The 24,434-nt window shown below is 65.5% G+C and carries 17 protein-coding genes; 8 read left to right on the top strand and 9 right to left on the bottom strand.

Annotation, left to right across the window (positions count from 1 at the left end):
- Window positions 1-304: 304 nt before the first annotated feature.
- Together QZ271_RS04005 and QZ271_RS04010 are read left to right on the top strand one after the other, a co-directional pair.
- Window positions 305-841: a MarR family winged helix-turn-helix transcriptional regulator gene (locus tag QZ271_RS04005; RefSeq protein WP_291429212.1), complete on the top strand. Its 537-nt coding sequence runs from the start codon at window positions 305-307 to the stop codon at window positions 839-841.
- Window positions 838-2,760, top strand: a complete 1,923-nt coding sequence (locus QZ271_RS04010; RefSeq protein WP_291429213.1) for an MDR family MFS transporter — start codon at window positions 838-840, stop codon at window positions 2,758-2,760. Before QZ271_RS04005 ends, QZ271_RS04010 begins: the two co-directional genes overlap by 4 nt.
- Window positions 2,761-3,167: 407 nt before the next feature.
- Here the strand turns inward: QZ271_RS04010 and QZ271_RS04015 are convergent, their stop codons facing one another.
- From QZ271_RS04015 to nirB, 6 genes are all read right to left on the bottom strand, one after another.
- A complete protein-coding gene (locus tag QZ271_RS04015; protein ID WP_291429215.1) occupies window positions 3,168-4,043 on the bottom strand; it encodes a metal ABC transporter permease in 876 nt (291 codons plus the stop codon).
- Window positions 4,043-4,819, bottom strand: a complete 777-nt coding sequence (locus QZ271_RS04020; protein ID WP_291429217.1) for a metal ABC transporter ATP-binding protein — start codon at window positions 4,817-4,819, stop codon at window positions 4,043-4,045. The genes QZ271_RS04015 and QZ271_RS04020 overlap by 1 nt, the downstream gene beginning before the upstream one ends.
- On the bottom strand, window positions 4,816-5,760 hold the full coding sequence (locus tag QZ271_RS04025) for a metal ABC transporter substrate-binding protein (protein WP_291429219.1): 945 nt from the start codon (window positions 5,758-5,760) through the stop codon (window positions 4,816-4,818). The genes QZ271_RS04020 and QZ271_RS04025 overlap by 4 nt, the downstream gene beginning before the upstream one ends.
- 196 nt (window positions 5,761-5,956) lie before the next feature.
- Window positions 5,957-6,790 (bottom strand): uroporphyrinogen-III synthase, encoded by an 834-nt coding sequence (locus QZ271_RS04030; RefSeq protein ID WP_291429221.1) that lies wholly within the window; start codon window positions 6,788-6,790, stop codon window positions 5,957-5,959.
- Entirely contained in the window at window positions 6,769-7,143 is a 375-nt protein-coding gene (gene nirD, locus QZ271_RS04035; protein ID WP_291429223.1) for a nitrite reductase small subunit NirD, read from the bottom strand. The genes QZ271_RS04030 and nirD overlap by 22 nt, the downstream gene beginning before the upstream one ends.
- A 108-nt stretch (window positions 7,144-7,251) precedes the next feature.
- A complete protein-coding gene (gene nirB / locus QZ271_RS04040) occupies window positions 7,252-9,807 on the bottom strand; it encodes a nitrite reductase large subunit NirB (protein WP_291429225.1) in 2,556 nt (851 codons plus the stop codon).
- Window positions 9,808-10,037: 230 nt separating this feature from the next.
- On the opposite strand from nirB, the gene QZ271_RS04045 reads away from it, so the two are divergent.
- From QZ271_RS04045 to QZ271_RS04065, 5 genes are all read left to right on the top strand, one after another.
- Window positions 10,038-12,158, top strand: coding sequence for a molybdopterin oxidoreductase family protein (locus tag QZ271_RS04045; RefSeq protein ID WP_291429226.1), 2,121 nt, complete (start codon window positions 10,038-10,040; stop codon window positions 12,156-12,158).
- Window positions 12,159-12,224: 66 nt separating this feature from the next.
- Window positions 12,225-12,710 carry a cyanase gene (cynS, locus tag QZ271_RS04050; protein ID WP_291429228.1) on the top strand — a complete coding sequence of 162 codons (486 nt, stop codon included), beginning with the start codon at window positions 12,225-12,227 and terminating at the stop codon, window positions 12,708-12,710.
- Window positions 12,711-12,800: 90 nt separating this feature from the next.
- Window positions 12,801-14,027, top strand: coding sequence for a CmpA/NrtA family ABC transporter substrate-binding protein (locus tag QZ271_RS04055; RefSeq protein ID WP_291429230.1), 1,227 nt, complete (start codon window positions 12,801-12,803; stop codon window positions 14,025-14,027).
- A gap of 331 nt (window positions 14,028-14,358) precedes the next feature.
- Window positions 14,359-15,057, top strand: a complete 699-nt coding sequence (gene ntrB / locus QZ271_RS04060; RefSeq protein ID WP_291429232.1) for a nitrate ABC transporter permease — start codon at window positions 14,359-14,361, stop codon at window positions 15,055-15,057.
- Window positions 15,050-15,886: an ABC transporter ATP-binding protein gene (locus QZ271_RS04065; RefSeq protein WP_291429234.1), complete on the top strand. Its 837-nt coding sequence runs from the start codon at window positions 15,050-15,052 to the stop codon at window positions 15,884-15,886. The genes ntrB and QZ271_RS04065 overlap by 8 nt, the downstream gene beginning before the upstream one ends.
- A 465-nt stretch (window positions 15,887-16,351) precedes the next feature.
- Here the strand turns inward: QZ271_RS04065 and QZ271_RS04070 are convergent, their stop codons facing one another.
- From QZ271_RS04070 to QZ271_RS04080, 3 genes are all read right to left on the bottom strand, one after another.
- On the bottom strand, window positions 16,352-18,907 hold the full coding sequence (locus tag QZ271_RS04070) for a bifunctional diguanylate cyclase/phosphodiesterase (RefSeq protein ID WP_291429235.1): 2,556 nt from the start codon (window positions 18,905-18,907) through the stop codon (window positions 16,352-16,354).
- Window positions 18,908-19,667: 760 nt separating this feature from the next.
- Window positions 19,668-20,780, bottom strand: coding sequence for a transposase (locus tag QZ271_RS04075; RefSeq protein ID WP_291429236.1), 1,113 nt, complete (start codon window positions 20,778-20,780; stop codon window positions 19,668-19,670).
- A gap of 342 nt (window positions 20,781-21,122) precedes the next feature.
- Window positions 21,123-22,007, bottom strand: coding sequence for a hypothetical protein (locus QZ271_RS04080; RefSeq protein ID WP_291429237.1), 885 nt, complete (start codon window positions 22,005-22,007; stop codon window positions 21,123-21,125).
- Between the two features lie 403 nt (window positions 22,008-22,410).
- Here QZ271_RS04080 and QZ271_RS04085 point away from each other — a divergent pair, with 403 nt between their 5' ends.
- Window positions 22,411-23,961: a DEAD/DEAH box helicase gene (locus QZ271_RS04085; protein ID WP_291429239.1), complete on the top strand. Its 1,551-nt coding sequence runs from the start codon at window positions 22,411-22,413 to the stop codon at window positions 23,959-23,961.
- Window positions 23,962-24,434: the final 473 nt, after the last annotated feature.

Consider the following 24,434-nt stretch of genomic DNA (forward strand, 5'->3'; position numbering starts at 1 on the left):
CGTTGACTCCGGGCGGATGGGAGTGGGCGCAGGGCAGAGTCCGGGCATGGTGTTGACCATCCGGCACCCTCCCAGCCCGTAAAGAAAACAGACGATGAGACGAACTCTGGTTGAATGGTTTTTGCAAACCGCTTCACCGGAGTTCGTCTGATTTCTTTCGTCCCTCAATCGGTGTGGCTTAGGACACTATTTAATTCTCTAAATAGTTTCAGGATTGAGAGCAATTCATCCGGCGTTCAGGCCGAGAGGGAGGCCCGACCCCCCCACACGCGGGGGCCGCAGGCAGGAGGAGATCAGCCACGCGATGAACCCGCATTCCCCAGACCCCACCCCCACGCCCGACCCGGCGTCCGCCGCCGCCCAGCGCCTCGGCACTCAGATGAAATGCCTTCACCGCTACGTGTCCGGGCAACTCATGCGCGCCATGCAGGACCAGTTGCAGGGCGACGACATGAGTTTCTCGCAGATGACGGCCCTGCACCAGCTGCGCGCCCACGCCGCCCTGAGCATCGGAGGACTGGCTGACCTGACCGGCCTGAGCCTCCCGGCCGCCAGTCACCTGACCGACCGTCTCGTGCAGCGCGGGTTTGCGGAACGCCGCGAGAACCCGGACGACCGCCGCGCCAAACTGCTGGCCCTCACAGCAGACGGTCACGCCTTCCTGGACAGCATGGACCGCCGCTTCAATGAGACCTACCAGCAGGTGTTCGGGCGCGTCAACCGCCATGTGATCGAAGCGGCCGCCGACAACCTGGCCGCCATCATGGCCGAACTGCATACCCAGGACACCCGGCACCCGCCGACCCATCCCGCCCGATCCACCCAGGAGAACACCGAATGACCCACGCCCAGCAGGCCCCAGAGGGCCGCATCGATTACGCCGAGACGCTGGATTTTCCTACCAAGCGCCTGATCCTGATCGGGACACTCCTCGGATTGTTCCTCAGCGCCCTCGACCAGACCATTGTCTCGACCGCCCTGCCACGTATCACCCAGGAACTCGAGGGACTGTCCCTGTACTCCTGGGTAACGACCGCCTACCTGCTCGCCAGCACCGCCATGGTGCCCATCTATGGGAAACTCTCGGACATCTACGGCCGCAAGCCGGTGCTGATGTTCGGGATCGTGGTGTTCCTGCTGGGCAGCGCCCTGTGCGGCATGGCCGGCGAACCGTTCCTGAACAACGTGTTCGGCAGCGGCATGATGCAGCTGGTCGTGTTCCGCGGCCTTCAGGGTTTCGGCGCGGCCGCACTGACCAGCGTGGCCTTCGCGATCATCGCTGACATCTTCGCGCCGGCCGAGCGCGGCAAGTACCAGGGTCTGTTCGGCGCTGTCTTTGGCCTGAGCAGCGTGATCGGGCCGCTCCTGGGCGGGTTCCTGACCGACAACGTCTCGTGGCGCTGGGTGTTCTACGTGAACCTGCCCATCGGCCTCGTGGCCCTGGCGTTCATCTTCACGAAGATGCCTCTGCTCGCCAGCGGCCTGAAACCCAAGATCGACTACCTGGGCGCGCTGCTCATCATCGTGTTCAGCGTTCCACTGCTGCTGGCCCTCACCTTCGGCGCGGACGGCACGTACGCCTGGACCAGTCCCACCGTGCTGGGCCTGTTTGCCACCAGCGTCGTGTCCCTGATTCTGTTCCTGCTCGTCGAGGCCCGGCACGAAAGCCCCATCCTGCCGCTGAGCCTGTTTCAGAATCCCACGTTCGCGTGGGGCGTCCTGGCGCGTTTCTTTATCGGCGCGGCGTTCCTGGGCGCCATCCTGTTCCTGAGCCTGTACCTCGTGAACGTGCAGGGCGTGTCCGCCACGGCCGCCGGGACCGCCACGATCCCCCTGACCCTGGGCCTGATCGCCGGCGCGATCGGCAGCGGCCAGCTGGCCTCCCGCCTCGGGTACTACAAGACCATGATCATCATCGGCCTGGTGCTCATGATGGGCGGCTTCGGCCTGCTCAGCACCCTGAACGCCGACACGCCGTACCTGCGCGTGGTGCTGTACATGGTCGTCCTGGGCCTGGGCCTCGGTCCCGCCCTGCCGCTGTTTAACCTGGCCATTCAGAACGCCGTGAAACCCTGGGAGATCGGCGTGGCCACCAGCAGCGGGCAGTTCTTCCAGCAGTTCGGCAGTGTGATCGGCACCGCCGTGTTCGGCGCGATTCTCACGTCCATGCTGCCCAGCCAGATCAGTCGGCAGCTCGAGCCCGTCAAGGCCGACGCGCCCCCCGCCATCCGCGCGCAACTTGACGCCCTGGGCGGCGGCACCGGCGGTGCCAGTGAGAGCCGCGGCCCGCAGGCCAGCTTCGACGCGGCCGCCGTGAAAGCCGACACCGCCGCCCAGATCAGGAAAGGCTTTGACAGCACCCTGACGGCCGTGACCGGCGCCGTGAACACCGGTAACATCGCTGCCGTGCAGGCCCTCGCCGCAAACCCGCAGTTCCCGGCCGAACTGGGCACGCAACTGAAGAACATTCCCGCTGCGGCCATCGCCACGCCGCAGGGCCGGGCGGCCGTGGTCGCGCAGATCAAATCGGGCCTGGACACCGCGCAGGCCGACACGATCAGGCAGGCTGATAGCACGCTCGACAAGGTGGGCCGCGCCATCAAGGTCGCGTTCGCCACGACCGTCAGCCGCATCTACCTCGTCAGCATCCTCGTGGCCTTCCTGGCGCTGCTGGCCGCGCTCCCCATGCCAAACCTGCGCCTTCCCCGCCGGGGCGAAGGCAAGGGGGAACCCGGCGGTCTCGCCTCACTCGAAGGCTGAGCGATCCCGCCATACCCAGGACCACAGACAGGAAAGGAGGCCCGGACGTGATGTTCCGGGCCTCTTCCCAGGTCCTCGTTACAACCGGTCATACGGACTGCCGCTCCACTGCGCCACGCTCGGACAAGCGCCGCCTGCGGCTCCATAGCGCGAAGGGGCGTGTGCTGTTCCCACTCGCGTCCGCTCGGATTGATCCGCAATCGCAACGAATTAAGGACACTGCGTTTATCTTGACGATAAACCGCGCGGAGCGCGGAGCAGAAGAAAGTACGTTGGAGCGGGAATGGAGAGGTTGCGGCGCTTTCCCGGAATCTCGCAATGGTAGCTTCAAGGTACTTAACTGGAATCCGTACGACGGTCCATGTCGGCCCGCGCTCACGTTTACAAAACGGTCCACCAGCGTCCTTTCAGCCCTGCAATTCCGCCTCTCGTTCCAGGCGTTGCTGGCGGCGGCGGGCAAGCTGGCCGTGTTTCGGGGCGAACAGGAATGCCAGTCCGAACAGGACGCTCTGCGTGAGGACGATGCAGGCGCCGGTCGCGCCGTCCAGGAAGTAACTGGCGTACGTGCCGAGCAGGCTGGACAGCACGCCGGTCGCCACGGCCAGCCCCATCATGCGGCTGAAGCGGTCGGTGAGCAGGTACGCGGTCGCGCCGGGCGTGATCAGCATCGCGACGACCAGGATCACGCCGACGGTCTGCAGGGCGCTGACGATGGTCAGGGCCAGGATGACCAGCAGCGCGGCGTACAGGAAGCCGGTGTTCAGGCCGATGGAGCGGGCGTGCGTGGGGTCGAACACGTACAGCAGCAGGTCGCGGCGCAGGATCAGGATGGCGGCGAGCGCGGCGGCGCCCGCGATGACGGTCTGCCACAGCTCGTCCTGGCTGATGCCCAGCACGTCCCCGAACAGGATGTGCGACAGGTGCACGTCGCTGGACACGCGCGAGATCATGACCAGCCCCAGTGAGAACAGGGCCGTGAAGACCACGCCGATCACGGTGTCCTCCTTGACGCGCGAGCGGGACTGGATGAAACCGATGGCGCTGACGCTGATCAGCCCGGACGCGAACGCGCCGACCACGAAGGGCAGGTTCATGAGGTAGGCCAGGACCACGCCAGGCAGCACGGCGTGCGATATGGCGTCGCCCATCAGGGACCAGCCCTTGAGGGTGATAAAGCAGGACAGCACCGCGCAGACTGCGCCGACCAGCGAGGAGACCAGCAGGGCGCGCAGCATGAAGTCGTACCCGAGGGGAGCCAGCAGGGCAGTGAGCAGGGCGTCCATCAGCGGACCTCCGTGGGGCGCGCGGGCGTGCGGGCCGGGTGGTGCAGCGGCGAACGGCCCCCGAAGGTGAGGGCGAGGTTCTCGGCGGTGAGGGTCTGCGCGGTCGGCCCGGCGGTCAGGACCGTGCGCCCTTCGATCAGGGCCACGTCGTCGCAGAAGGTTTCCAGGGCGCCCAGGTCGTGCGTGCTGACCAGGACGCTGCGGCCACCCCTCGCGAGGTCGCGCAGCAGGCCCGTGATGTCCTCGCTGGTGCCGACGTCCACGCCGCCGAAGGGTTCGTCGAGCAGCAGCAGGCGGGCGTCCTGCGCCAGCGCGCGGGCCAGAAAGGCGCGTTTGCGCTGCCCGCCGGACAGTTCCCCGATCTGCCGCTCGGCGAAATCGGTCATGGTTACGCGCGCCAGGGCGGCCTGCACGGCTTCGCGGTCGGCGGCGGACGGGCGGCGCAGCAGGCCCATGCGGCCCTGGCGGCCCATGGTGACCACGTCACGCACGCTGACCGGAAAGTCCCAGTCCACATCCTCGGTCTGGGGGACGTAGGCGATCATGCCTGCCTTCTGCGCCTGCCGGACGGGCTGCCCGAACACCTGCACCTGCCCGCGCAGGGGCGGCAGGAAGCCCATGATGGTCTTGAACAGCGTGCTCTTGCCCGCGCCGTTCATGCCGACCAGTCCGCAGATCCGGCCGGGTTGCAGGGTCAGCGTGGCGTTTCTCAGGGCGAGGCGCCCGCCGCCGTACGCCACGCTCACGCCCTGCACGTCCAGGGCGGGGGCACTCACGGCCGCTCCCCCGTGAGCCCGGCGAGGATGGTGTCGGCGTCCCGGCGCAGCAGGTCAAGGTAGGTGGGTACCTCGTCGGACAGCGAGTCCACGTGCAGGGCTCCGCCGTATCTGGCGCCCGCCTCGGCAGCGACCTGCCGCATCCCCTTGTCCGGGACGGTGCTCTCGCAGAACACCGCCGGAATGCCCTGGGCGCGCACGCCGTCGATCACGGCGCGGATCTGGCGGGGCGTGCCCTGGCCTTCCTCGGCGTTGACGGGCCACAGGTACAGTTCCTTCAGGCCGTAATCGCGCGCGAGGTAACTGAAGGCCCCCTCGCAGGTGACCAGGGCGCGGCGGTTCGGGGGAAGCTTTCCCAGTTGCGTGGAGAGTTGCCGGTCAACCTCGCGGATCTCGGCGGCGTAGGCGTCAGCATTGGCCCGGAAGGTGTCGGCTCCCGCCGGGTCGAGGTCCGTCAGTGCCCGGCGAATGTTCTCGACATAGATCAGCGCATTTTTTGGGGACATCCAGGCGTGCGGGTTGGCTTTACCGGCGTAGGCGTCGGCCGAGATGTTCACGGGGGTGATCCCATCGGTGAGGGTGACGGTGGGCGCCCGGCTGCCTTGCGTGAAACGCGTGAACCAGCGTTCGAGGTTCAGGCCGTTGTTCAGGATCAGGTCGGCGCCCTGCGCGCGGATCAGGTCGCTGGGCGTGGGCTGGTATCCGTGGATTTCCGCGCCGGGCCTGGTGATGGACACGACCTCGACCCGGTCGCCCGCGACGTTGCGGGCCATGTCGGCCAGGATGGTGAAGGTGGTCAGGACGCGGGGGCGGGCGCCCGGGCTGGCCTCTGCGTCGGTGGTCCCGGCGCTGGCCTGGGTGGGGGTCTGCTCACTGGGGCGGCAGGCGGACAGGGTGCCTGCCACGCACAGCAGAGCAGTGGAAAGGAGCAGTCTCTTCATATTTTTAGTCTTGCCTAAAAATTGTTTTAGGTCAAGCTGGCCTGCGGCTGCGGATATGCAGAGCATGCTTGCGAGCAGGCCGGCTCCGGATCAGGCACAGGGCGGGCCGTACGACAACAAAGGGGGAGGGAGCCACACCGGCTACCCTCCCCCCTGTACGCTGTTTGCGCTTGTGTGATACGTGTGCGCGCTGCGCTTACCCGGTGCGGCCCAGCCGCGCGGCCAGGATCGCCGGGCCGTGCTCGGCAGCTGTGCGGACCAGGATGCCCATCTTGTGCGGGTTGGCTTCCAGGTCGATGCGCAGGCCCAGGTCGGCGGCGGCCTCGCTGCATGCCGGGCCGATGGACACCACCACCATGCGGTTCAGGCCCTCGCGCGCCTCTTCCAGCAGGCCCAGTTTCTCGGCGTACTTCAGGAAGTGCAGGATCTGCGTGCCGCTCGAGAGCAGCAGGATGTCCGGGCCGCCCAGGATCACGTCCCGCACGGCCTTCGCCAGCGGGCCCGGGTCCTGCGGGAACGCGCAGCGGTACACGGGCACGCTCGTCACGCGGATGCCCGCGTAACCAAGTTCGCGCAGCATGGCGGTCGGGACGGCCTCGCCGTACTCGAGGATCACGGCGTGCTGACCGCGTTCCAGCGTGGCGATCAGGTGCTCCTGCACTTCATGCCAGGTGCTGGGTTTGGGCACGATGGTGCCGCTCAGCCCGAAGGTCTTGAGGGCCTGGGCGGGCTTGCTGCCGCGCGACACGAACGGCACGGCGCGCAGCTTCTCCAGGTGCTGCGGGTCCCGGGCGGCGAGTTCCTTGAGGAACATGCGGGTGCCCACGCCGGTCAGGCAGGCGACGGCGTGAATGTCCCCGGCGCTCAGGTCGCGCTCGAACTGCGTCAGGGGGGCGGTCAGGTCGAGTTTCATCTCGCGCATGCTGGGGGCCACCTGGGGTACACCGCCGTACTTGCAGATCAGGGTGTGCATCTCTTCACTGCGGCGGGATTCCAGACTCAGTACGTTCAGGCCAGCGAACCAGTCCATACGTCACCTCCTTCCGTGCGGGTGGCGTACACGGGAACGCGTACGCCGGGCGTATCGAGGCTCTCGCCGGTTTCCAGGTCGAAGGTGTGTTTCAGCAGCGGTGAGGCGACCTTCAGGCGGGTCTGACCGTCGCGGGTGTAGCTGCCGGTCAGGCCGCGTGACAGGGCGCCCACACCGGTGAACGGATCAAGGTTCCCCAGGGCGAACACGCGGCCCGCCACGTGAAACACGGCGACCTGCTGTCCGTCGATCAGGGCGCACACGCCCGTGCCGGGCAGGATGTCGCTGACAGCGCACACACGCGTCCAGGGCAGGGTGGGGGAGACGGCAGCGGGGGCGGGGGTGAGGGTCATCGTCGCTCCTTGAGGGGTAGCAGGCCGTGGAGGCAGGGTGCGGGGTGGGAGTCAGGGGTGGGTCAGAGGTCCGGGTCTGGGGGGTGGGTCCGGGGAGGCGGGCTCCGCTCAGTCGTCGCCGCCCGCCATGGGCAGCGGCGTGAGTTCGTGGTCGAAGGCCGGGCGGATCTGCCCGCGTTCATCCACCCACTGCACCCCTTCGTCGCGGGCGTCGCTGTTCACGAAGGTCCGGAAGCGTGCCCGGATCGACGGGTCGGCCACGGCGGCCGCCCACTCGTCCTGGTAGGTGCCGACGTGGCGCTCCATCCCGGCTTCCAGTTCCGCGCAGATGCCCAGGTGGTCGTCGATGATCACGGCCTTCAGGTACTCCAGGCCGCCGTCGAGGTTCTCCAGCCACGTGCTCGTGCGTTGCAGGCGGTCGGCGGTGCGCACGTAGTACATCAGGTAACGGTCGAGCAGCGTGATGACCTCGTCCTCGCTCAGGTCGCTGGCCAGCAGCACGGCGTGCCTGGGCGTCACGCCGCCGTTCCCGCCGACGTACACGTTCCAACCGCGGTCGGTGGCGATGATCCCGAAGTCCTTGCTGCGCGCCTCGGCGCACTCGCGCGTGCAGCCCGAGACGCCACTTTTCAGTTTGTGCGGGCTGCGCAGGCCCCGGTAGCGCAGTTCCAGGCGCACGGCCAGGCTGGTGCTGTCCTGTACGCCGTAGCGGCACCACGTACTGCCCACGCAGCTTTTCACGGTGCGCAGGCTCTTGCCGTACGCGTGCCCGCTCTCGAAACCGGCGGCGATCAGGTCCTCCCAGATGGCGGGCAGGTCGTCGCGGTGCGCGCCGAGCAGGTCGATGCGCTGCCCGCCCGTGATCTTGCAGTACAGCCCAAAGCGTTTGGCGACCGCGCCGATGGCGATCAGTCCGTCGGCCGTGATCTCGCCGCCCGGCACGCGCGGCATGACCGAGTAGGTGCCGTTCTTCTGGATGTTCGCCAGGAAGGCGTCGTTCGTGTCCTGCAGCGGCGCGTGCGGGGGCGCTACGACCAGTTCGTTATGCAGGCTCGCCAGGATGCTGCCCACGGTGGGTTTGCAGATTTCGCAGCCCAGGCCCGTGCCGTGCGCGGCCAGAACCTCGTCCCAGGTGGCCAGGTCCCGGACGCGGATCAGGTCGAACAGCTCCTGGCGGGAGTACGGGAAGTGCTCGCACAGGTGGTTCGTGACCACCTCGCCCAGGCGGCGCAGTTCGGTCTGGAGCAGGCCGTGCATGCTCGGCACGCAGCCGCCGCAGCCGGTCCCGGCCCCGGTGCATTTTTTCAGGCTGGCCACGTCGCGCGCGCCGTCACCGATGGCGGCGCACAGGGCACTTTCGCGGACGTTCTCGCACGAGCAGATCAGCGCGTCGGCGCTGGTCATGACGGCCCCGCCCGGCAGGGGCGGCACGATCAGCGTCTCGGGCGGCACGGTCAGCGGCGTGCCGGACAGGGTCAGGTCCAGCAGGTCGCTGTAGCGGGCGGTATCCCCGACCAGCAGCCCGCCCAGCACGCGGCTGCCGTCGGCGCTGACGACCAGTTTGCTGTACGTGCCGCGCACGTTGTCGCTCAGGCTCACGGTGCGGCACCCGGGCGTCACGCCCCGCGCGTCGCCGAACGAGCCGACCTCCACGCCCAGCAGTTTCAGTTTGGTGCTGAGGTCCGCGCCCCGGAAATGAAGCGGCTCACCGGACAGCACGCCCAGGTCCCGCAGGACGTTCGTGGCCGTGGCCTTGGCCATCTGGTAGCCGGGCGCGACCAGTCCGTAGATGCGCCCGTCATGCAGGGCGCACTCGCCCACGGCGTACACGTGTGGGTCGTCCGTGCGGCCCGTGTCGTCGATCTGAATGCCGCCGCGCTCTCCGACCCCTAAGCCCGTCTGCCGGGCCAGATCGTCGCGCGGGCGGATTCCGGCACTGAAGACCACGAGGTCCGTTTCCAGGCGGGTGCCGTCCGTGAAGTTCAGGCCGGTCACGTGGCCGTGTTCATGGGCGGTGATCGCTTCGGTGGCTTTGTCGGTATGCACGCCGATGCCCATGCCCTCGATGGTGCGGCGCAGGGTGGCTCCGCCCTCGGCGTCGAGCTGGGCGGGCATCAGGTGCGGCGCGAACTCCACGACGTGCGTGTCCAGGCCCAGCTTGCGCAGCGCCCCGGCGGCTTCCAGGCCCAGCAGGCCGCCGCCGATCACCACGCCGGTCCGGGCCGCGCGGGCGGCCGCGCGGATGGCGTCCAGGTCGTCCAGCGTGCGGTACACGAAGCACCCGCTGGCCTCCTTACCCGGCACGGGCGGCACGAACGGCACCGAGCCGGTGGCGAACACCAGCGCGTCGTACGTCAGGGTGCGCCCGGCGACCGTCACCTCGCGGGTCTCCAGGTTCACGTCGGTGGCGCGGCCGTACACGACGTTCACGCCCTGCGCGGCGTAATCGGCGTCGGTGGCCAGGGACAGGTCGGGCTGCGGATCGTCCAGGTGGCTGCTCAGGTGAACGCGGTCGTACGCGAGTCGGCTTTCCTCGCTGAGAACCGTGATGTTCAGCGCCTGTGCGCTGGCCTGGGCGCGCAGTTGCTCGACCAGGCGGTGACCGACCATGCCGCTACCGATGATGACGACGTGCGGGGTGCTGGGAGCCTGGGTTGGGGTCATGTGATCCTCCGTGCGGGTCGTCGCTACGCGATTTACAGCGCAGCGGGGATGACCGCTGCCGCAATTGAGCCGGATTCTGAACGTTTTGTCAAATTTTTTCGCCACAAGTGTGGACATATATCGGATTTTATGTGTTTATCTGTCTAGAATCGCGCAGCTTGTGCAGATTTTTGTTGACAATTCGCAGATTGGGCCTTGACATTCTGTCTCATGGCCGTCAGGCTCGCCTCATGAACGCGGCCCCTTCCTGCACCGTCCGCACCACCTGCCCCTACTGCGCGGTGCAGTGCAACTTTGACCTGCACGTCGAGCAGGGTCTGGCCGTCCGCGTGACACCCACCAAGGAATGCCCGGTCGCGCACGGCACCGTCTGCAAGAAAGGCCTCGCTGCACTCAGCGACCTGCGCCACCCCGACCGCCTGACCACGCCGCTGCTGCGCCGTGACGGCCAGCTCGTCCCCGTCAGCTGGCCCGAAGCCATGGCCTACGTCCGCGAGGCCCTGGCGCCTCTGATCAGCAGCGCCCCGCAACGCGTCGGCGTGTTCGGCAGCGGCAGCCTCACCAACGAGAAAACGTACCTGCTGGGCAAGTTCGCCCGCGTGGCCCTCCAGACCCCCAACATCGATTACAACGGCCGCTACTGCATGGCCTCGGCCAGCGCCGCCCTGAACCGCACCCTGGGCATCGACCGGGGCCTGGGCTTCCCGCTCGCTGACATGACCCGCAGCGACCTGATTCTGCTCGTCGGCGCGAACATCGCCGAGACCCTGCCTCCGATCATGCAGTACCTCAAGGGCACCCGCGAACGCGGCGGCGCCATCTATGCCATCGACCCGCGCGCCACCACCACGGCCCGCGTCGCCGGGCGGCACCTCGCGCCCCGGCCCGGCACGGACGGCATCCTGGCCCTGGGCCTGCTGCACCTCATGAAGAGCTGGGGCAAGATCCGCCCCACCGCGCCTGCCCACGGCCTGGCCGACGTCCTGTGGCACGCCGACAACTACCCACCGGCCCGCGTGGCGCACGAGTGCGGCGTCCCCGAAGCGGACCTGATGACCCTGGCCCGCGCCTACGCCGAGGCCCGCACCCCTCTGATCCTCACCGGACGCGGCCCTGAACAGCACACGCACGGCACCGACACCGTGCAGGCCTGGCTGAACCTGGCCTTCCTGACCGGGCACGTCGGCAAGCAGGGCGGCGGGTTCGGCACCCTGACCGGCCAGGGCAACGGCCAGGGCGGGCGCGAACACGGCCAGAAGAACGACCAGCTGCCCGGCGCGCGCAGCCTGCGCGACCCCCGCCACCGCGAGCAGATGGCCGCCCACTGGAACGTCCCGGAATCCCACCTGCCGCAGCCCGGCTACAGCGCCCAGGAACTCCTGAACGCCTGCGGCGAGAGCGGCGAAGGCGGCATCGACGCGCTGATCGTGCTGGGCAGCAACCCGGTCGTCAGCGCCGCCGGAGCCGGACAGGTCACCGAGCGCTTAAAGGCCCTGAAGCACCTGATCGTCATTGACTTCCTGCCCAGCGAAACCGCGGAGCTCGCCACGCTGGTCCTGCCCGGCAGCATGTGGTGCGAGGAGGAAGGCACCACCACCAACCTGGAGGGCCGCGTGCAGCGCCGCCGCCGCGCCGTGAGTGCGCCCGGCACGGCCCGCGAGGACTGGCAGATCCTGTGCGACCTCGCGCACGCCATCGGCCGGCCCCACGGCTTCACGTACTCCAGCTTCCGCGACCTGCAAGACGAGTTCTTTCTGGCCACCCGGGGCGGCAAGGCCGATTACAGCGGCCTGAGCGCCGAGCGCCTTGACCGTGCAAGCGCCCAGTGGCCCGTCCCGCGCGCCGACGGCCCCGACACGCCGCTGGCCTACGCGCCCACCTACCCCACCGCCGACGGACTGGCCACCCTGCACGTGCCGCGCGTGCCCGCCCCGGACCTCGCGCCGCGCGCCCTGCACCTGACCACCGGCCGCCTGGCCGGGCAGTACCAGAGCGGCACCCAGACCCGCCGCAACCCCGCCCTGAAAGCCGAGAACACCGTGCAGATGCACCCGGACACCGCCCTGGCGTACGGCCTGCGCGCCGGTCAGTCGGTCACGCTGCGCACCGCGCACGGACAGGCCACCCTGCCCATCACCCTGACGCCCGGCATCCGCCCCGACACCCTGTTCATCCCGTTCCACTGGCCCGACACGGCCAACCTGCTGACCGACCCCACCGCCCTGGACCCCCACTCCCGCATGCCGGGATTCAAGATCACGCCCGTCACGCTGCTGCCCGCCCAGGACCCCGCACTCCACCCGGCGCCGGTGGTGGCCTCCGGCCCCGCTTCCCTGCACGCCACGCCCTGAACACCCGCTCAACACCCCCAGCCTCACCCGACCCCCCACCCGGGCGCCGCCCTCCAGGAGACACCCATGACCCACACCGCCCCACCGCCCTGCGTGCCGCTTCCCCACGACCTGCTCGGGCAGGTGCAGGCCGCACGGCACGAACAGCAGCTGACCCTGGCCGACCTGGCCGCGCGGATCGGCACGGACCGCGTGTGGCTGGCCGCCGCGCTGGACGGACAGCATCCCTTTTCGCTGCCGCTCGCGCAGACGCTCCTCGGCACGTTGGGCCTCGACCCGGCCCACGCCGTCAGCCTGACGTGCGTGCCCATGCGCGGCGCCTTCCAGACGCTGCCTCCCACCGACCCCACCGTGTACCGCCTGTACGAGGTGCTACAGGTGTACGGCCCCGCCCTGAAAACCCTGATTCACGAGGAATTCGGCGACGGCATCATGAGCGCCATCAACTTCCGCCTGGAACTGCGCCGCGAACCCCACCCGGACGGCGACCGCGTCGTGATCACCATGGCCGGTAAGTTCCTCCCGTACCACTGGGCGGCCCCAGAACCTTGAACAGCCGCGCTCCCTGGCACCCCGCTCCCTGCTTCTTCCTTCTGACCCTCACCCCCCGAAGCTTTTGCCCCCACTTTCCCTGGAGACCTGATGACTAACCGACGTTCCTTCCTGAAACTCGCCGCCAAGACCGCCGCCGTCACCGCCGCCAGCACCACCCTGCCCCGCGTGAACATCGCGTCGGCGCAGAGTAAACCCATCAACATCGGTTTCATTCCCCTGACCGACTGCGCCAGCATCGTCATGGCGCAGGAACTCGGGTACTTCAAGAAGTACGGCGTGAACGTGAATGTCATCAAGCAGGCGTCCTGGGCCGCCACCCGCGACGGCCTGCTCAGCGGCGACCTGCACGCCGCGCACTGCCTGTTCAGCATGCCCCTGAGCGTCTACACCGGCATCGGCGGACCCGCCGGGCGGGAACTGCCGATTGCCATGGTTCTGAACAACAACGGACAGGCCATCACGCTGGAAAACACCTTCAAGGCGGCTGGCGGCGACCCGAAAGCCGCCGGGGAGATCATCCGCAAGCTGGTCGCGCAGGGCAAGGCCCCCACCTTCGCCATGACCTTCCCCGGCGGCACGCACGACATCTGGCTGCGCTACTGGCTCGCGCAGGCCGGGGTGCCCCAGGGCAAGGTGGGCATCATCACTGTGCCGCCCCCGCAGATGGTCGCCAACATGAAAGTCGGGAACATGGACGGCTTCTGCGTCGGCGAACCCTGGGGCGGCGTGGCCGTCGCGCAGGGCATCGGCTTCACGCACCTGACCACCCAGGAAATGTGGCGCAACCACCCGGAAAAGGCCCTGGTGCTCAACAAGGACTTCAGCGCCCGCAAGGATGAACTCAAGGCCGTCATGCGCGCCATTCTGGACGCCAGCGCCTGGCTGGACTCTATCGCCAACCGCCGTCAGGCAGCCAAGGTCATCAGCGCCAGCCGGTACGTGAACGCGCCCGCCGAGGTCATCCAGGGCCGCCTGGAAGGCAAGTACGACATGGGCGCCGCGCTCGGTACCCGCCAGTTCCTGGGCGACCAGATGATGTTCTCCCGCGCCGCGCAGACCAACCTGCCCCGCCACGCGCACGCCATCTGGTTCCTGGCGCAGTACGTGCGCTTCGGGCTGCTCAAGACCGCCCCGGACTACCAGGCGGTCGCGCAGAAACTCATCATGGACGACCTGTACCGCGAGGTCGCCAAGGAAGCTGGCCTGAAGGTCCCCACCGACGACATGGCCAAGATCAAGACCACCCTCGACGGCCTGACCTTTGACCCCAAACGCCCGGCCGAGTTCGTCAAGGCCCACCCCATCCCGGTCTGATACGAACGGCCGTCTGATGCGTGAGCAACCCGGGAACATACCGGGTTCCTCATGCCGTGCACGACAGACCAGCCTGCCTCTGCTGCCACTGCCTTTGCGGCGCCGCTTTCCGGGTGCGCTTCGCTTGAAACCATCCACTCGGTGAGAGTCCGACTGACCCACCGCCGCAACCTGCGCCACGACCCTGTCGCCGCACCCACAGGAGACCCCATGACCATCACCCAGCCCGCCACGACCGCCCCCACCCCGCGGCCACGCCCCAATCTGAAAGCCCCCTTGCAGTCCCTGGGCTTCTTCCTGCTGGGCCTGGGCCTCCTGACGCTGGTGTAATGTGCTGCTCAGCGCGCTGCGCAGCGACCTGCCGAAACTCTCCGAGATCGGCGCGGCGCTGGGCACGCTGTTGAAAGACCCGTGGTACAACCGCGGCCCGAACGATCAGGGCATCCTGAACCTGCTGCTCTCCAGCCTCAAGCGGGTGTTCTCCGGCTTCGCGCTGGGCGCCCTGATCGCCATTCCGATGGGCGTTGTGATGGGCAGCGTGCCGGGCGTGCGCCGCGCCCTCGACCCGGTCGTGCAGCTGCTGCGCCCCGTCTCGCCCCTGGCGTGGTTCCCGATTGGGCTGGTGCTGTTCAAGTCCGCCGAACCAGCCACGGTGTTCATCATCTTCATCACGGCGCTGTGGCCCACCGTGATCAACACGGCCTTCGGCGTCAGCGGCGTGCCGCAGGACTTCAAAAACGTGGCCCGCGTGTTCCAGTTCACGCCCACCCAGTACGTACTGCGCGTACTGCTGCCGTATGCGCTGCCGCACATCGTGACCGGCCTGCGCATCTCGTTCGGGATCGCGTGGATGGTCATCGTGGCCGCCGAGATGCTGAGCGGCAAGAGCGGCATCGGCTTTTTCGTGTGGGACGCCTGGAACGCCCTGAACCTCCCGAACGTCGTGAGCGCCATCCTGATCATCGGCGTGACCGGCTTCACCTTCGACCAGCTGTTCAACGTGCTCGAAAAGAAGGTGTCGTATGTCTGAAGTCCTGACCCTCCCGCAGAAATCCTCTGCCATCGCCTCGCCCCTGACCCCGGCCCTGGCGATCCAGGGCGTGCACCGCCGCTACGGCAGCTTCGTGGCCCTGGAGGACGTGAACCTGGACATCTGGCCCGGCGAGTTCGTGAGCATCATCGGGCACTCCGGCTGCGGCAAGAGCACCCTGCTGAACCTCATCGCGGGCCTCGACCACCCCACGGAAGGCCACGTGCAGATTCTGGGGCGCACCATCACCGGCCCCGGCCCCGACCGCTCCATGGTCTTCCAGAACTACTCGCTGCTGCCGTGGCTGAGCGTCCGCCACAACGTCACCGAGGCCCTGAAAGCGGCCCGCCCCGACATGAACGGCACCGAGCGCGAACAGACCACCGATCACGCCCTGAAAACCGTGGGCCTGTGGCCCCACCAGCACAAGCGCCCCACGGCCCTGAGCGGCGGGCAGCGCCAGCGGGTCGCCATTGCCCGCGCGTTCGCCGTGCACCCGCGAGTGCTGCTGCTCGACGAGCCGTTCGGGGCGCTCGACGCGATCACCAAGGGCAAATTGCAGGACGAACTGCTGGGCATGTGGAGCGCCGAGGGCGAGAGCGGCATCAGTAACGTCGTCATGGTCACGCACGACATCGACGAGGCCATCTACCTCAGCGACCGCATAGTCGTCATGAGCAACGGCCCGCGCGCCCACATCCACGAAGTCCTCACCGTGGACCTGCCCCGCCCCCGCGACCGCGCCGCTCTCGTCAAGAGCGACACGTACCTGGACCTCAAAGCCCACATGCTGCACCTGCTCGGCACCGTCCTCGCCACCCACGCCTAGAGCGGCGCCGCCCCAACCCCAGCGCAACCGCAACCGCAGCAGCGCAACCGCACCACCACCCCAACCCGGACTGCCCACAGGATCGTCACCGCCACCGCGCCGCCCGTGGGCCTCGCCACGTCAGCCGTCCGTGGGACAGCCCACTGCGATTCTCCAGACGGTGTTTCGGCGTTGGAGCCTGTTCACGTGATCAGACGGATTCTGATTGATTCGGTGCCGTTCTGAATCAATCCGAGCAGACGCGAGTAGGAACCACATGCGCCCCTGCGCGGTATGGAGCCGCAGGTGGTGCTTTTCCGACTGTGGCGCAGTGGAGCGGCCGTCCGTATCAGACGGACTCCGATTGAATGGGCTTCAAAGATCATTCAATCGGAGCGAAGCGAGTGGGAGTAGGGCGGGTTCCGGACGTGAAGCCGGCACTCCGGTGATGTTCCGGATTGCTGGCGAAACAGACGGAAGTCCGTATCACTGGTCCCCCGGAACGTTCATCGGACGCCACTGCGCCGACGGACGCGCAAAGTAATACCCCTGCATGATCCGCACGCCCAGGCTCTCCAGTAATTTCACCTGCCCCAGCGTCTCCACGCCCTCGGCCACCAGTTCCAGACCCATGTCACGGCTCAGGCCCACCATGGCCCGCACGATCGCCACGTCATGCCCGTCCGGTTTCTCCTCCATCGCCGACACGAAACTCCGGTCGATCTTCAGGCCACTCAACGGAAAGCGCGCCAGGTACCCCAGGCTGCTGTAGCCCGTCCCGAAATCATCCAGAACCACCCGCACGCCGTCCTCCTGGAAAGCCGCCAGCAGCCGCGCCGCCCGCTCCGGCGACTGCATCATCAGACTCTCCGTGATTTCCAGTTCCAGGCAGGCTGGCGGCAATCCACTGTCCCGCAGCGCTCCGAGCACCACACTGCGCAGGTCCCGACTCGCAAACTGACGCGCCGACAGGTTCACCGCTACCCGCACGCCCCCCCACAGGGCCGCGGCCCGGCACGCCTCCCGCAGCACCCACGCGCCGACCTCCACGATCGCGTCACTGCGTTCCAGACTGGGTATGAACGTTCGTGGCATCTGCAACCCATACTCCGGACTGTTCCAGCGCAGCAGCGCCTCGGCGCACACCACCCGCCGTTCCACCACGTCCACCAGCGGCTGAAAATGCAACTCGAACTCCCCACGTTGCAGTGCCCGTGCCAGCGGTCCCTCCAGCCCGGCATGCTGGTGCAGACTCGCGTCGAAGAACACCACGGACTCTCCCTGCGTCTTGGCGTCACTGAGCGCCAGCTCGGAGGCCTGGCGCAACGCCTCTGCATCCTGACCATGGGCTGGCCAGCAGGCCGCACCGGCCCTCCACGATACCCGGACCCGCTCCTCACCCAGCACCACCGGCTCCGACAATGCCGCGAGTACCGCAGACAGCCGTTCGTGCAGCGAGTCATGTGGACCCCGGTGGGCAGGGTTGCAGACACTTTCAAGCTGAGCCGAGCCGACTTGAAGAGGACGGGGTCCGGGCGCAGAGGTGGCAACCCGATAGGATTCTGGGTTGTCAACGAACCCGACTGACTTCGTATCACTCAGCAGAATCAACGCGAACTCGTCACCACCCACTCGCGCCACCATTTCCTTTGGTCCCATCAGGGCTGCTGCCCGCACCCCCATCACGCGCAGCAACTCATCCGCCGCGTCATGCCCGTACGTGTCATTCACTAACTGAAAGCGGTTCAGATCCAACGACACCAGCAGAAATGGCCGACTTGACCGTGATACCCGCTGTGCCAGTTGCGCATGCAGTAACACTCGGTTTGGTAGGCCCGTCAGATGATCGTAGAGACGCCCCCTTTCTAGCTCCTGCAATTGATGCTGAATCGTCTCCTCTGCCTGCGCCCGCAACTCCTGCTCGTATTCCACCCTGCGCCGTGCACTCTCCAGTTCTGCCTGGGCCGTCAACTCCTGTACTTGTCGGTCACGCGCCGCCTCATGCAACTGTGCCTGCACAGCCATCAGCTGACGCAGGTATCCCACCGCTGCTACTGGATCAGACCCTTCCGATGCATCCGCCAGCAATTGAAGCGCCTCAACCTGAACCTGCTTGCGGTGATTAGATTCGGCGAGAGCAAGCGCCTGTTGTGCATAACTGGCCGCCATAAGCAGATCTGACATTTGTAGATGGGTATGTGATATTACAATCAGAGTGTCCATCAATTTAGATTCATCAAGTTTTATTCGAAAATAAGCGTGAGCTTTTTCGGCATAAAGTAAGGATTCTACATACCTTGCACTTTTTAATAACATCCTTGACTTAAGAAGATCCAACAGGGATCTAATATCGGGCCACCTGATTAATTCGGGGCTTTCCAGAAGCTCGGCGATTGTATGATCGATCTCTTGCCATCTGTCTGCGTTAAAGAGCAATTCAAGGTAGATGAGTCGGAATGTGAAATACGATTCACAATCTTCTATTTTTTGCGATAACTGTACACCTTGTTGAACTTCTAGTAGGGCCTCATCATGTCTCTCTAATTCGCTTAATATCTGACTTGTTAGAATGATAATCAAGATCCGTAATTTTTCAGCTGGTGCAGAATCATTTAAGGATGATACTATATCTCTGGCTAAATTCAGAAGCCTCAGAGACTCGCTCGATAAATCAAGTGATCGATTAACAATCGCCAGGTTAATATATAGCTCGGCGCAACCAATCTCGTCCTCAAGATTCAGGCTTATCTTAGCTACCGATACCAGATAATTAAGCGCCGCTTTGCTATCGAACTTTACACACGCAATCTGAGATAATTTAACGAGACAGTTTGCAGCTAGATTAGACTGCCTTGCCCGAACTGACAAGGTATATGCCAACTGAAAGGCTTCTTGTGACTCGGAAATTTTCCCATGATTTATTAGATCGATACCTTCCAGGTATTTTACATGGCAGTCTGGCAGAGATTCCAGGCTTATGCTGTCTATTGAGCTTGCCAATCTATGACTAAATTCTAATTCGTGAATCGCTTTTTCGAACATCTTGTGTTATCTCTCCATCTGGAAGGCTATACGGAATTTACACTGTGAATCTTCAGTAAAAACAAGAGCAGACTACGGGAGAGATCCTTACTGCTGTATTCCTGGGTCTCTCTCATTCTGAATGTTATTCCAAATGATCCTCTAGGTTCGCCGCAAATAAGCCAAGATGATTCCCATAGATGTGATTCCGCTTGATGTTTTCATTGTCTGTTAATAAAAACAAGATCATCTGCCGTATATTGGTAAGACCGATATCACTTTGGTTGCCAGTGATACCGTATCGAGTCTAGCGGGTTAAGGTTGGGTGATCTGGTATCTAGGGATGGGGTCATCTGACGGTGTCCTGACTCAAGAGTAAAATATGTAACTTGATGGGGTACATATACTGTTTATAGCAGGGTTTTTCACATTTTTTTTACGAGAATGTTCTGATCAATGAACTGATTGAGTAGCTCTTATGAATGCTGAGCGGGGACAGGTAGTGGGTGGACCGGTTTGAACGGTCGCCGCACTCTGCTCGAATATGGGTACGTACTTGTGCGCGAAGGTGCGTTCGCCTGGACGGCGCCTTGGCATCGGCGGCGCCTTGCTCCCGGCTGAAGGGATCATACGGATTTCGCTCCATACCGCTAAGTACGTTGAAGTTCACATTGCGCCATGCCGGGAAAGCGCCGGAACCTCTCTATTCCCGCTCCAACGTACTTTCTTCTGCTCCGTGCTCCGCGCGGTTTATGGACTAGATAAACTGACATGTTGCAGTTTAGGGAGCAGGAGCAGAAAGTGCGTCCTGGAAGGCATCAAGCTCGGAAAGTTCCAGTTGAAGCGCCCTACGACGCACTTCTGGGATAAACGAGAACCGAACGGTTCTCGCTAACGCTCCCCAATCCGGCCATGTTCCCGGTGGTCTGGGCGGCACATCCTGATCCGCCAGGTGGCAGAGCAGATACGCCAGCCCTGAGAGACACCACCACCGCATCACACCTGTTTTGCTGTGCTGCGCGAACCGCTCTAGGCCGAACCGCCCCTTGATGGTCTTGAAGAAGCCCTCGATCCGCCAGCGTCGTTTCCCGACTCTGGCCAGGTATTTGCCACCCAGGTTGATGTTCGACATGACGAAGCGCTGCTCTGGCTCTTTGTTCCGGTACAGCCATGCCCACGAGACGTACATGGTGGGTTTCAGACCCTGGAGTTGCGCCCTGTACCCCCGGGTCATCAGCTCGTGAATGGGTGTCCCATTCGCGAGTGTTCTGTTGCGCCGGACACCGATCACGATGTCTATTCCTCTTTCCAGGACGGCCTCAATGAACTCCGCACTTTCGAAGCCTCCGTCTGCATGCAGACGGGGGCGGCGCTTCCCCTGAAGCATGACGGGTGGAACAGTGCGGAGCAGTTTGAGGGCCAGCGCAGCAGGTGAGGACGTGCCCTTCCCACGCCAGATCTGAAAGGCCCAGGGGAGCTTCAGGTCTCCACAGCAGATATACAGGACGACCAAGTGAACGCCGTTCACGGCGTTCAGGACGTGCATCCAGTCGGAGAGTCCGGAGAACTTTCCTGCTTTTTCGAGGCTGGTCAGGTCGACCAGGAATTCGACCCGGGGACGCTGGTGTGGAGCATGTTTCCAGGTGTCATTGAAGAGCTGGAGTGCAGCCTGGCGCATGAAGCGGCAGAGTGTCCGGAGATCCCAGATCGTGTGGTTGAGGAATCGACTGATCGCGGAGGGTGATTTGACGGTTGCGCGAGTGGGCAGGGGACGACCGGAACCGTCGAGGAGGAGGTCCAGGAAGACCTGAAAAGAGTCGCGATGTTGTTTGCGCGAGAAGCAGGTGAGGATGTCAGAATAGAGCCGTCTGGCACGTGCATTCTTTGGGTTCACACCTCATTCTGAGGCCAAAGTGTCGTGCCAGACGTCCTTTTCTTAAACTGCAACATGTCAGTATACTTAGATTCAGAAAAGCGCCGCCTGCGGCTGCGTACCGCCCAATCTGTATGTTGTTCCTGCTCGCATCCGCTTGGACTGATTCGGAACGGTACCAAAGCAACCGGAAGCCGTAGCAGCGCGCAGGTCTGTGTGATTCAGCAGGTGAAATTGGTGGCCGTTCAGGTGCGGCGCGACGAGGTCAACAATCGTTACCGCGCCTGGAGGCGCGTGTTGGCCGCGCCGCACGGTGGCGAACACCTTAATTGATGGCGACCAGTTGCCTCTGGCCGCGCCGGGTCAGGCGGGGTCTGGTGCACTGTCTCCCGGTGCGGTTGGGTCCTGCACGCCCAGTGTGCGCGCCAGTTGCTGCGCGAGTTCGAAAGAACGCGGGTCCGTGAAGCCCGCCTCGGTCTGCGTGAGGGGAAAGTCGCGCAGGCTGGCGCGGCGAATCTGGGCCGGGCCGATGAACGGCAGGTTCGCGTGCTGGCACACCCGGAAGAGGGCCAGGCGCAGGTCGTCCTGCGTGCGGTACGGAAAGATGTGCGTGTCGTCCTGCACGTGCAGCGGCCCCCCCTGCGCGGCGAGCAGGGGTTCCAGGGCGCGGGTGCTGATGGCGTCCAGGGTGCTGGCTGTTCGGCGGCGCAGCAGGCGGGCGCGCGGGTGGTCGTACATGCCCCAGCGCAGTGACAGGATCTCCGTGACCTGAAGCGCGTGTCGGTATATCAGGGTCAACGCGGCGTGCAGGTGCGGGTCCGTGGCGTTCAGGAGCAGGCGCGTCAGGGCGTCGCGGTGGGGGAGGGCGTCGCGGGCGTGCTCGGCGGGCGGCGTCTGGAAGTCGGTCAGCGGGTCTGTGGTGATCAGGCCCGCGCGGCGCAGTGTGGTGTACAGGCCGCGCAGGGTGCTCGTGCGCGCGATGATGGTGTTGTTGCTGGCGACGCCGCCGCGCGCGTTGCTCAGCAGGGGCGTGCGCAGCCACGTATGAAAGTCGGCTGGTGGGTGCAGCAGGTTCACGTGATCCTGCGCGGCGTGCTCCAGAATGGGTTTGAGGTTCGCGCGGGCCTGCGCCACGGGCCGCGTCAGGTGCCCGCCGGCCTGAAGGGTGGCGACCAGGGTGTCGAGGTCGTACTTGGTGAGCGCGCGGGTGAGTTTGAGGGCGAGTTCGTCCGGGTGCGGCGTGGGCATGCGAACCTCCAGCTCGATATTTACGTGTATATGATAGCAAGATGGATGATGGAAGGATGTTGGTCGGCAGGTTGACCTTCACGGCCCCTTCCCGCTTCACGGAAGACCCTCACCCGTCTGCCCACTCTCCCTGCAACCCGCGCCCGGGCACCTGCCAGAGCTTCCCATCGCCTGCGCCTCATGTCGCGCTGGGCCCCTGTAGCGCAATAGGGCCGGGGAGACTGTGTTTTTGCGTGCGGATAGGGCATGATAGGGGGATGACTGGTCGCCGTGGGCGTCCGGGCTCCGAGTAGTGCTTCGTTGGGATGTCTGGTCTGTCCGCCTGGACGGACGTGTGACGGCGCCCCTTTAGTTCAAGCTGCGTTTCGCGGCGCGCCCAATGTGGGCGTCGACAGGATGGTTCATGACCCGAATTCAGGATAAACCCCGGCGTACACCGGTTGATTCTTCGTCTGGCAGCTCTGCTCACTCTTCTTCCAGTGCCGCTCCGGTGCGCGACTGGCGCGCCCTACTCGGTGACCGCACGCCGACGCCCGTACAGATCGGCGCCATTCCGGCGCTGCTGTCGGGCCGTGACGTGATCACGACCGCCCGCACCGGCAGCGGGAAGACCCTGGCGTTTCTGATTCCGGCCGCGGCGCGGGGCATCGGCATGAGCCCGGTGCGCGGTATGCGGCCCGAGGTGCTGGTCATCACGCCCACCCGCGAACTGGCCGTGCAGATCCGTGACGTGGCGCGCGAGCTGAACATGACAGCCGGGCGCATCACGGGCGGCATCACGCCCGGTCAGACGCGCAGCGAGGCGACCGGAAAGGGCCTGATCTCGGGCACGCCGGGCCGCCTCAAGGACCTGATCAACCGCAACGAACTGAGCCTTGCAGGTCTGCGCTACGTGGTCCTCGACGAAGCGGATGAACTGCTGTCCCTGGGCTTTCTGCGGGACGTGGGCGACATCCTGCGTGCCGCGCAGCAGCAGAGCTCCGCGAACGGGCACCTGCAAGTCGCCATGGCCTCGGCGACGTTCCCGGCCGAGATCCGCGCGGTCGCCGAGCGGTTCATGGTGAACCCCGAACGCATCGATATCGCCCCGGCCCGCTCGGACGCCGCCGACGCGAACGCCGCGGACGTGCTGGGCGGCGCGACCGGCGCGACCCACCTGATCGTGAACACCACCCGTGAGCAGGTGCTCGACCTCGCGGCTGAACAGGTCCGCGAGGCGCTGCGCGAACCGGGCGGATGCGTCGTGATCTTCAGCCGTACCAAATCCCTCGTGAAACGCCGCGCCGAGAAACTGAACGAGATGCTGACCGGCGAGATCGTCAGCCCACTCGAAGGAAACATGGACCAGAAGAAACGCGAGCGGACCATGGCGAACCTGCGTGAAGGCAAGTCCCGCGTGCTGATCGCGACCGACATCGCCGGGCGTGGCATCGACCTGCCCGAAGTGCGGCTGGTGATTCACATGGATATCGCCTCGACCGCGGAAGATCACGTGCACCGTTCAGGCCGTACCGCGCGCGCCGGGCGTCCCGGCACGAACCTTGTCCTGCTGATTCCCGAACAGCGCGCCCTGTGGCAGAACGTGCGCCGCAAACTGCCGGGCGCGCTGCACCCCCCGCTGACCCGCGAGGAAAGCCAGATCGACAAGGACATTCAGGAAAAGCAGGGCCAGGGCCGTGGACAGCAGGGCCCCGGCGGGGGCCGACAGGGGCAGCCACGCGCCCAGAGCGCCGGCCAGGGCGGCAGCCACGGCACCAGCAGCCACGACACCAGCAACCACGGTCAGGCGGCCGGTCAGGGAAGTGGTAGTTCCGCCGCTGGCCGCAGCGGGCGCGCGCAAGGTGATCGCCCCCGCGGCAGCCAGGGCGGTCAGGGCCGCAGCGAGGGTGCCGCAGGAACCGGCGCGGGCCGCGTGGGACCGCAGCGCCCCCGTGGACGTGGTGGCCGCCGTTAAGCGGAGACGGGAGTAGTCCCATCGCCGCCTTCTATTGATGGCCTCAGCACCATCAGTTCAGGCTGGCGACGACTGAAGCAGATTTCGATTGATTCGGTGCAGTTCTGAATCAATCCGAGCGGACGCGACCAAGTACCTTGTAGCTAACATTGCGCCATGCCGGGAAGGCGCCGGAACCTCTCCATTCCCGCCCCAACGTACTTTCTTCCGCTCCGCGCTCCGCGCGGTTTATCTACAGGATAAACGCAGTGTACTTAGGAACAGCAGACGCCCCTTCGCGCAATGGAGCCGCAGGCGGTGTCTTCCCGACTGTGGCGCAGTGGAGCGCAGTCCGTATGATCAAGGGTTTCCACTGCCCTACCGACGATGTGTCACGCGGCGTTGAGGCGGGGTCCGTCCTGCTCCATCCCGGTCAGGACGTACTTTTCCGCATTCAGGGCTGCCTGCCGCTGCGCAGCCCCCCACGTCATTCC

This window comes from Deinococcus sp., from assembly GCF_018260555.1.
Classification (GTDB): domain Bacteria; phylum Deinococcota; class Deinococci; order Deinococcales; family Deinococcaceae; genus Deinococcus.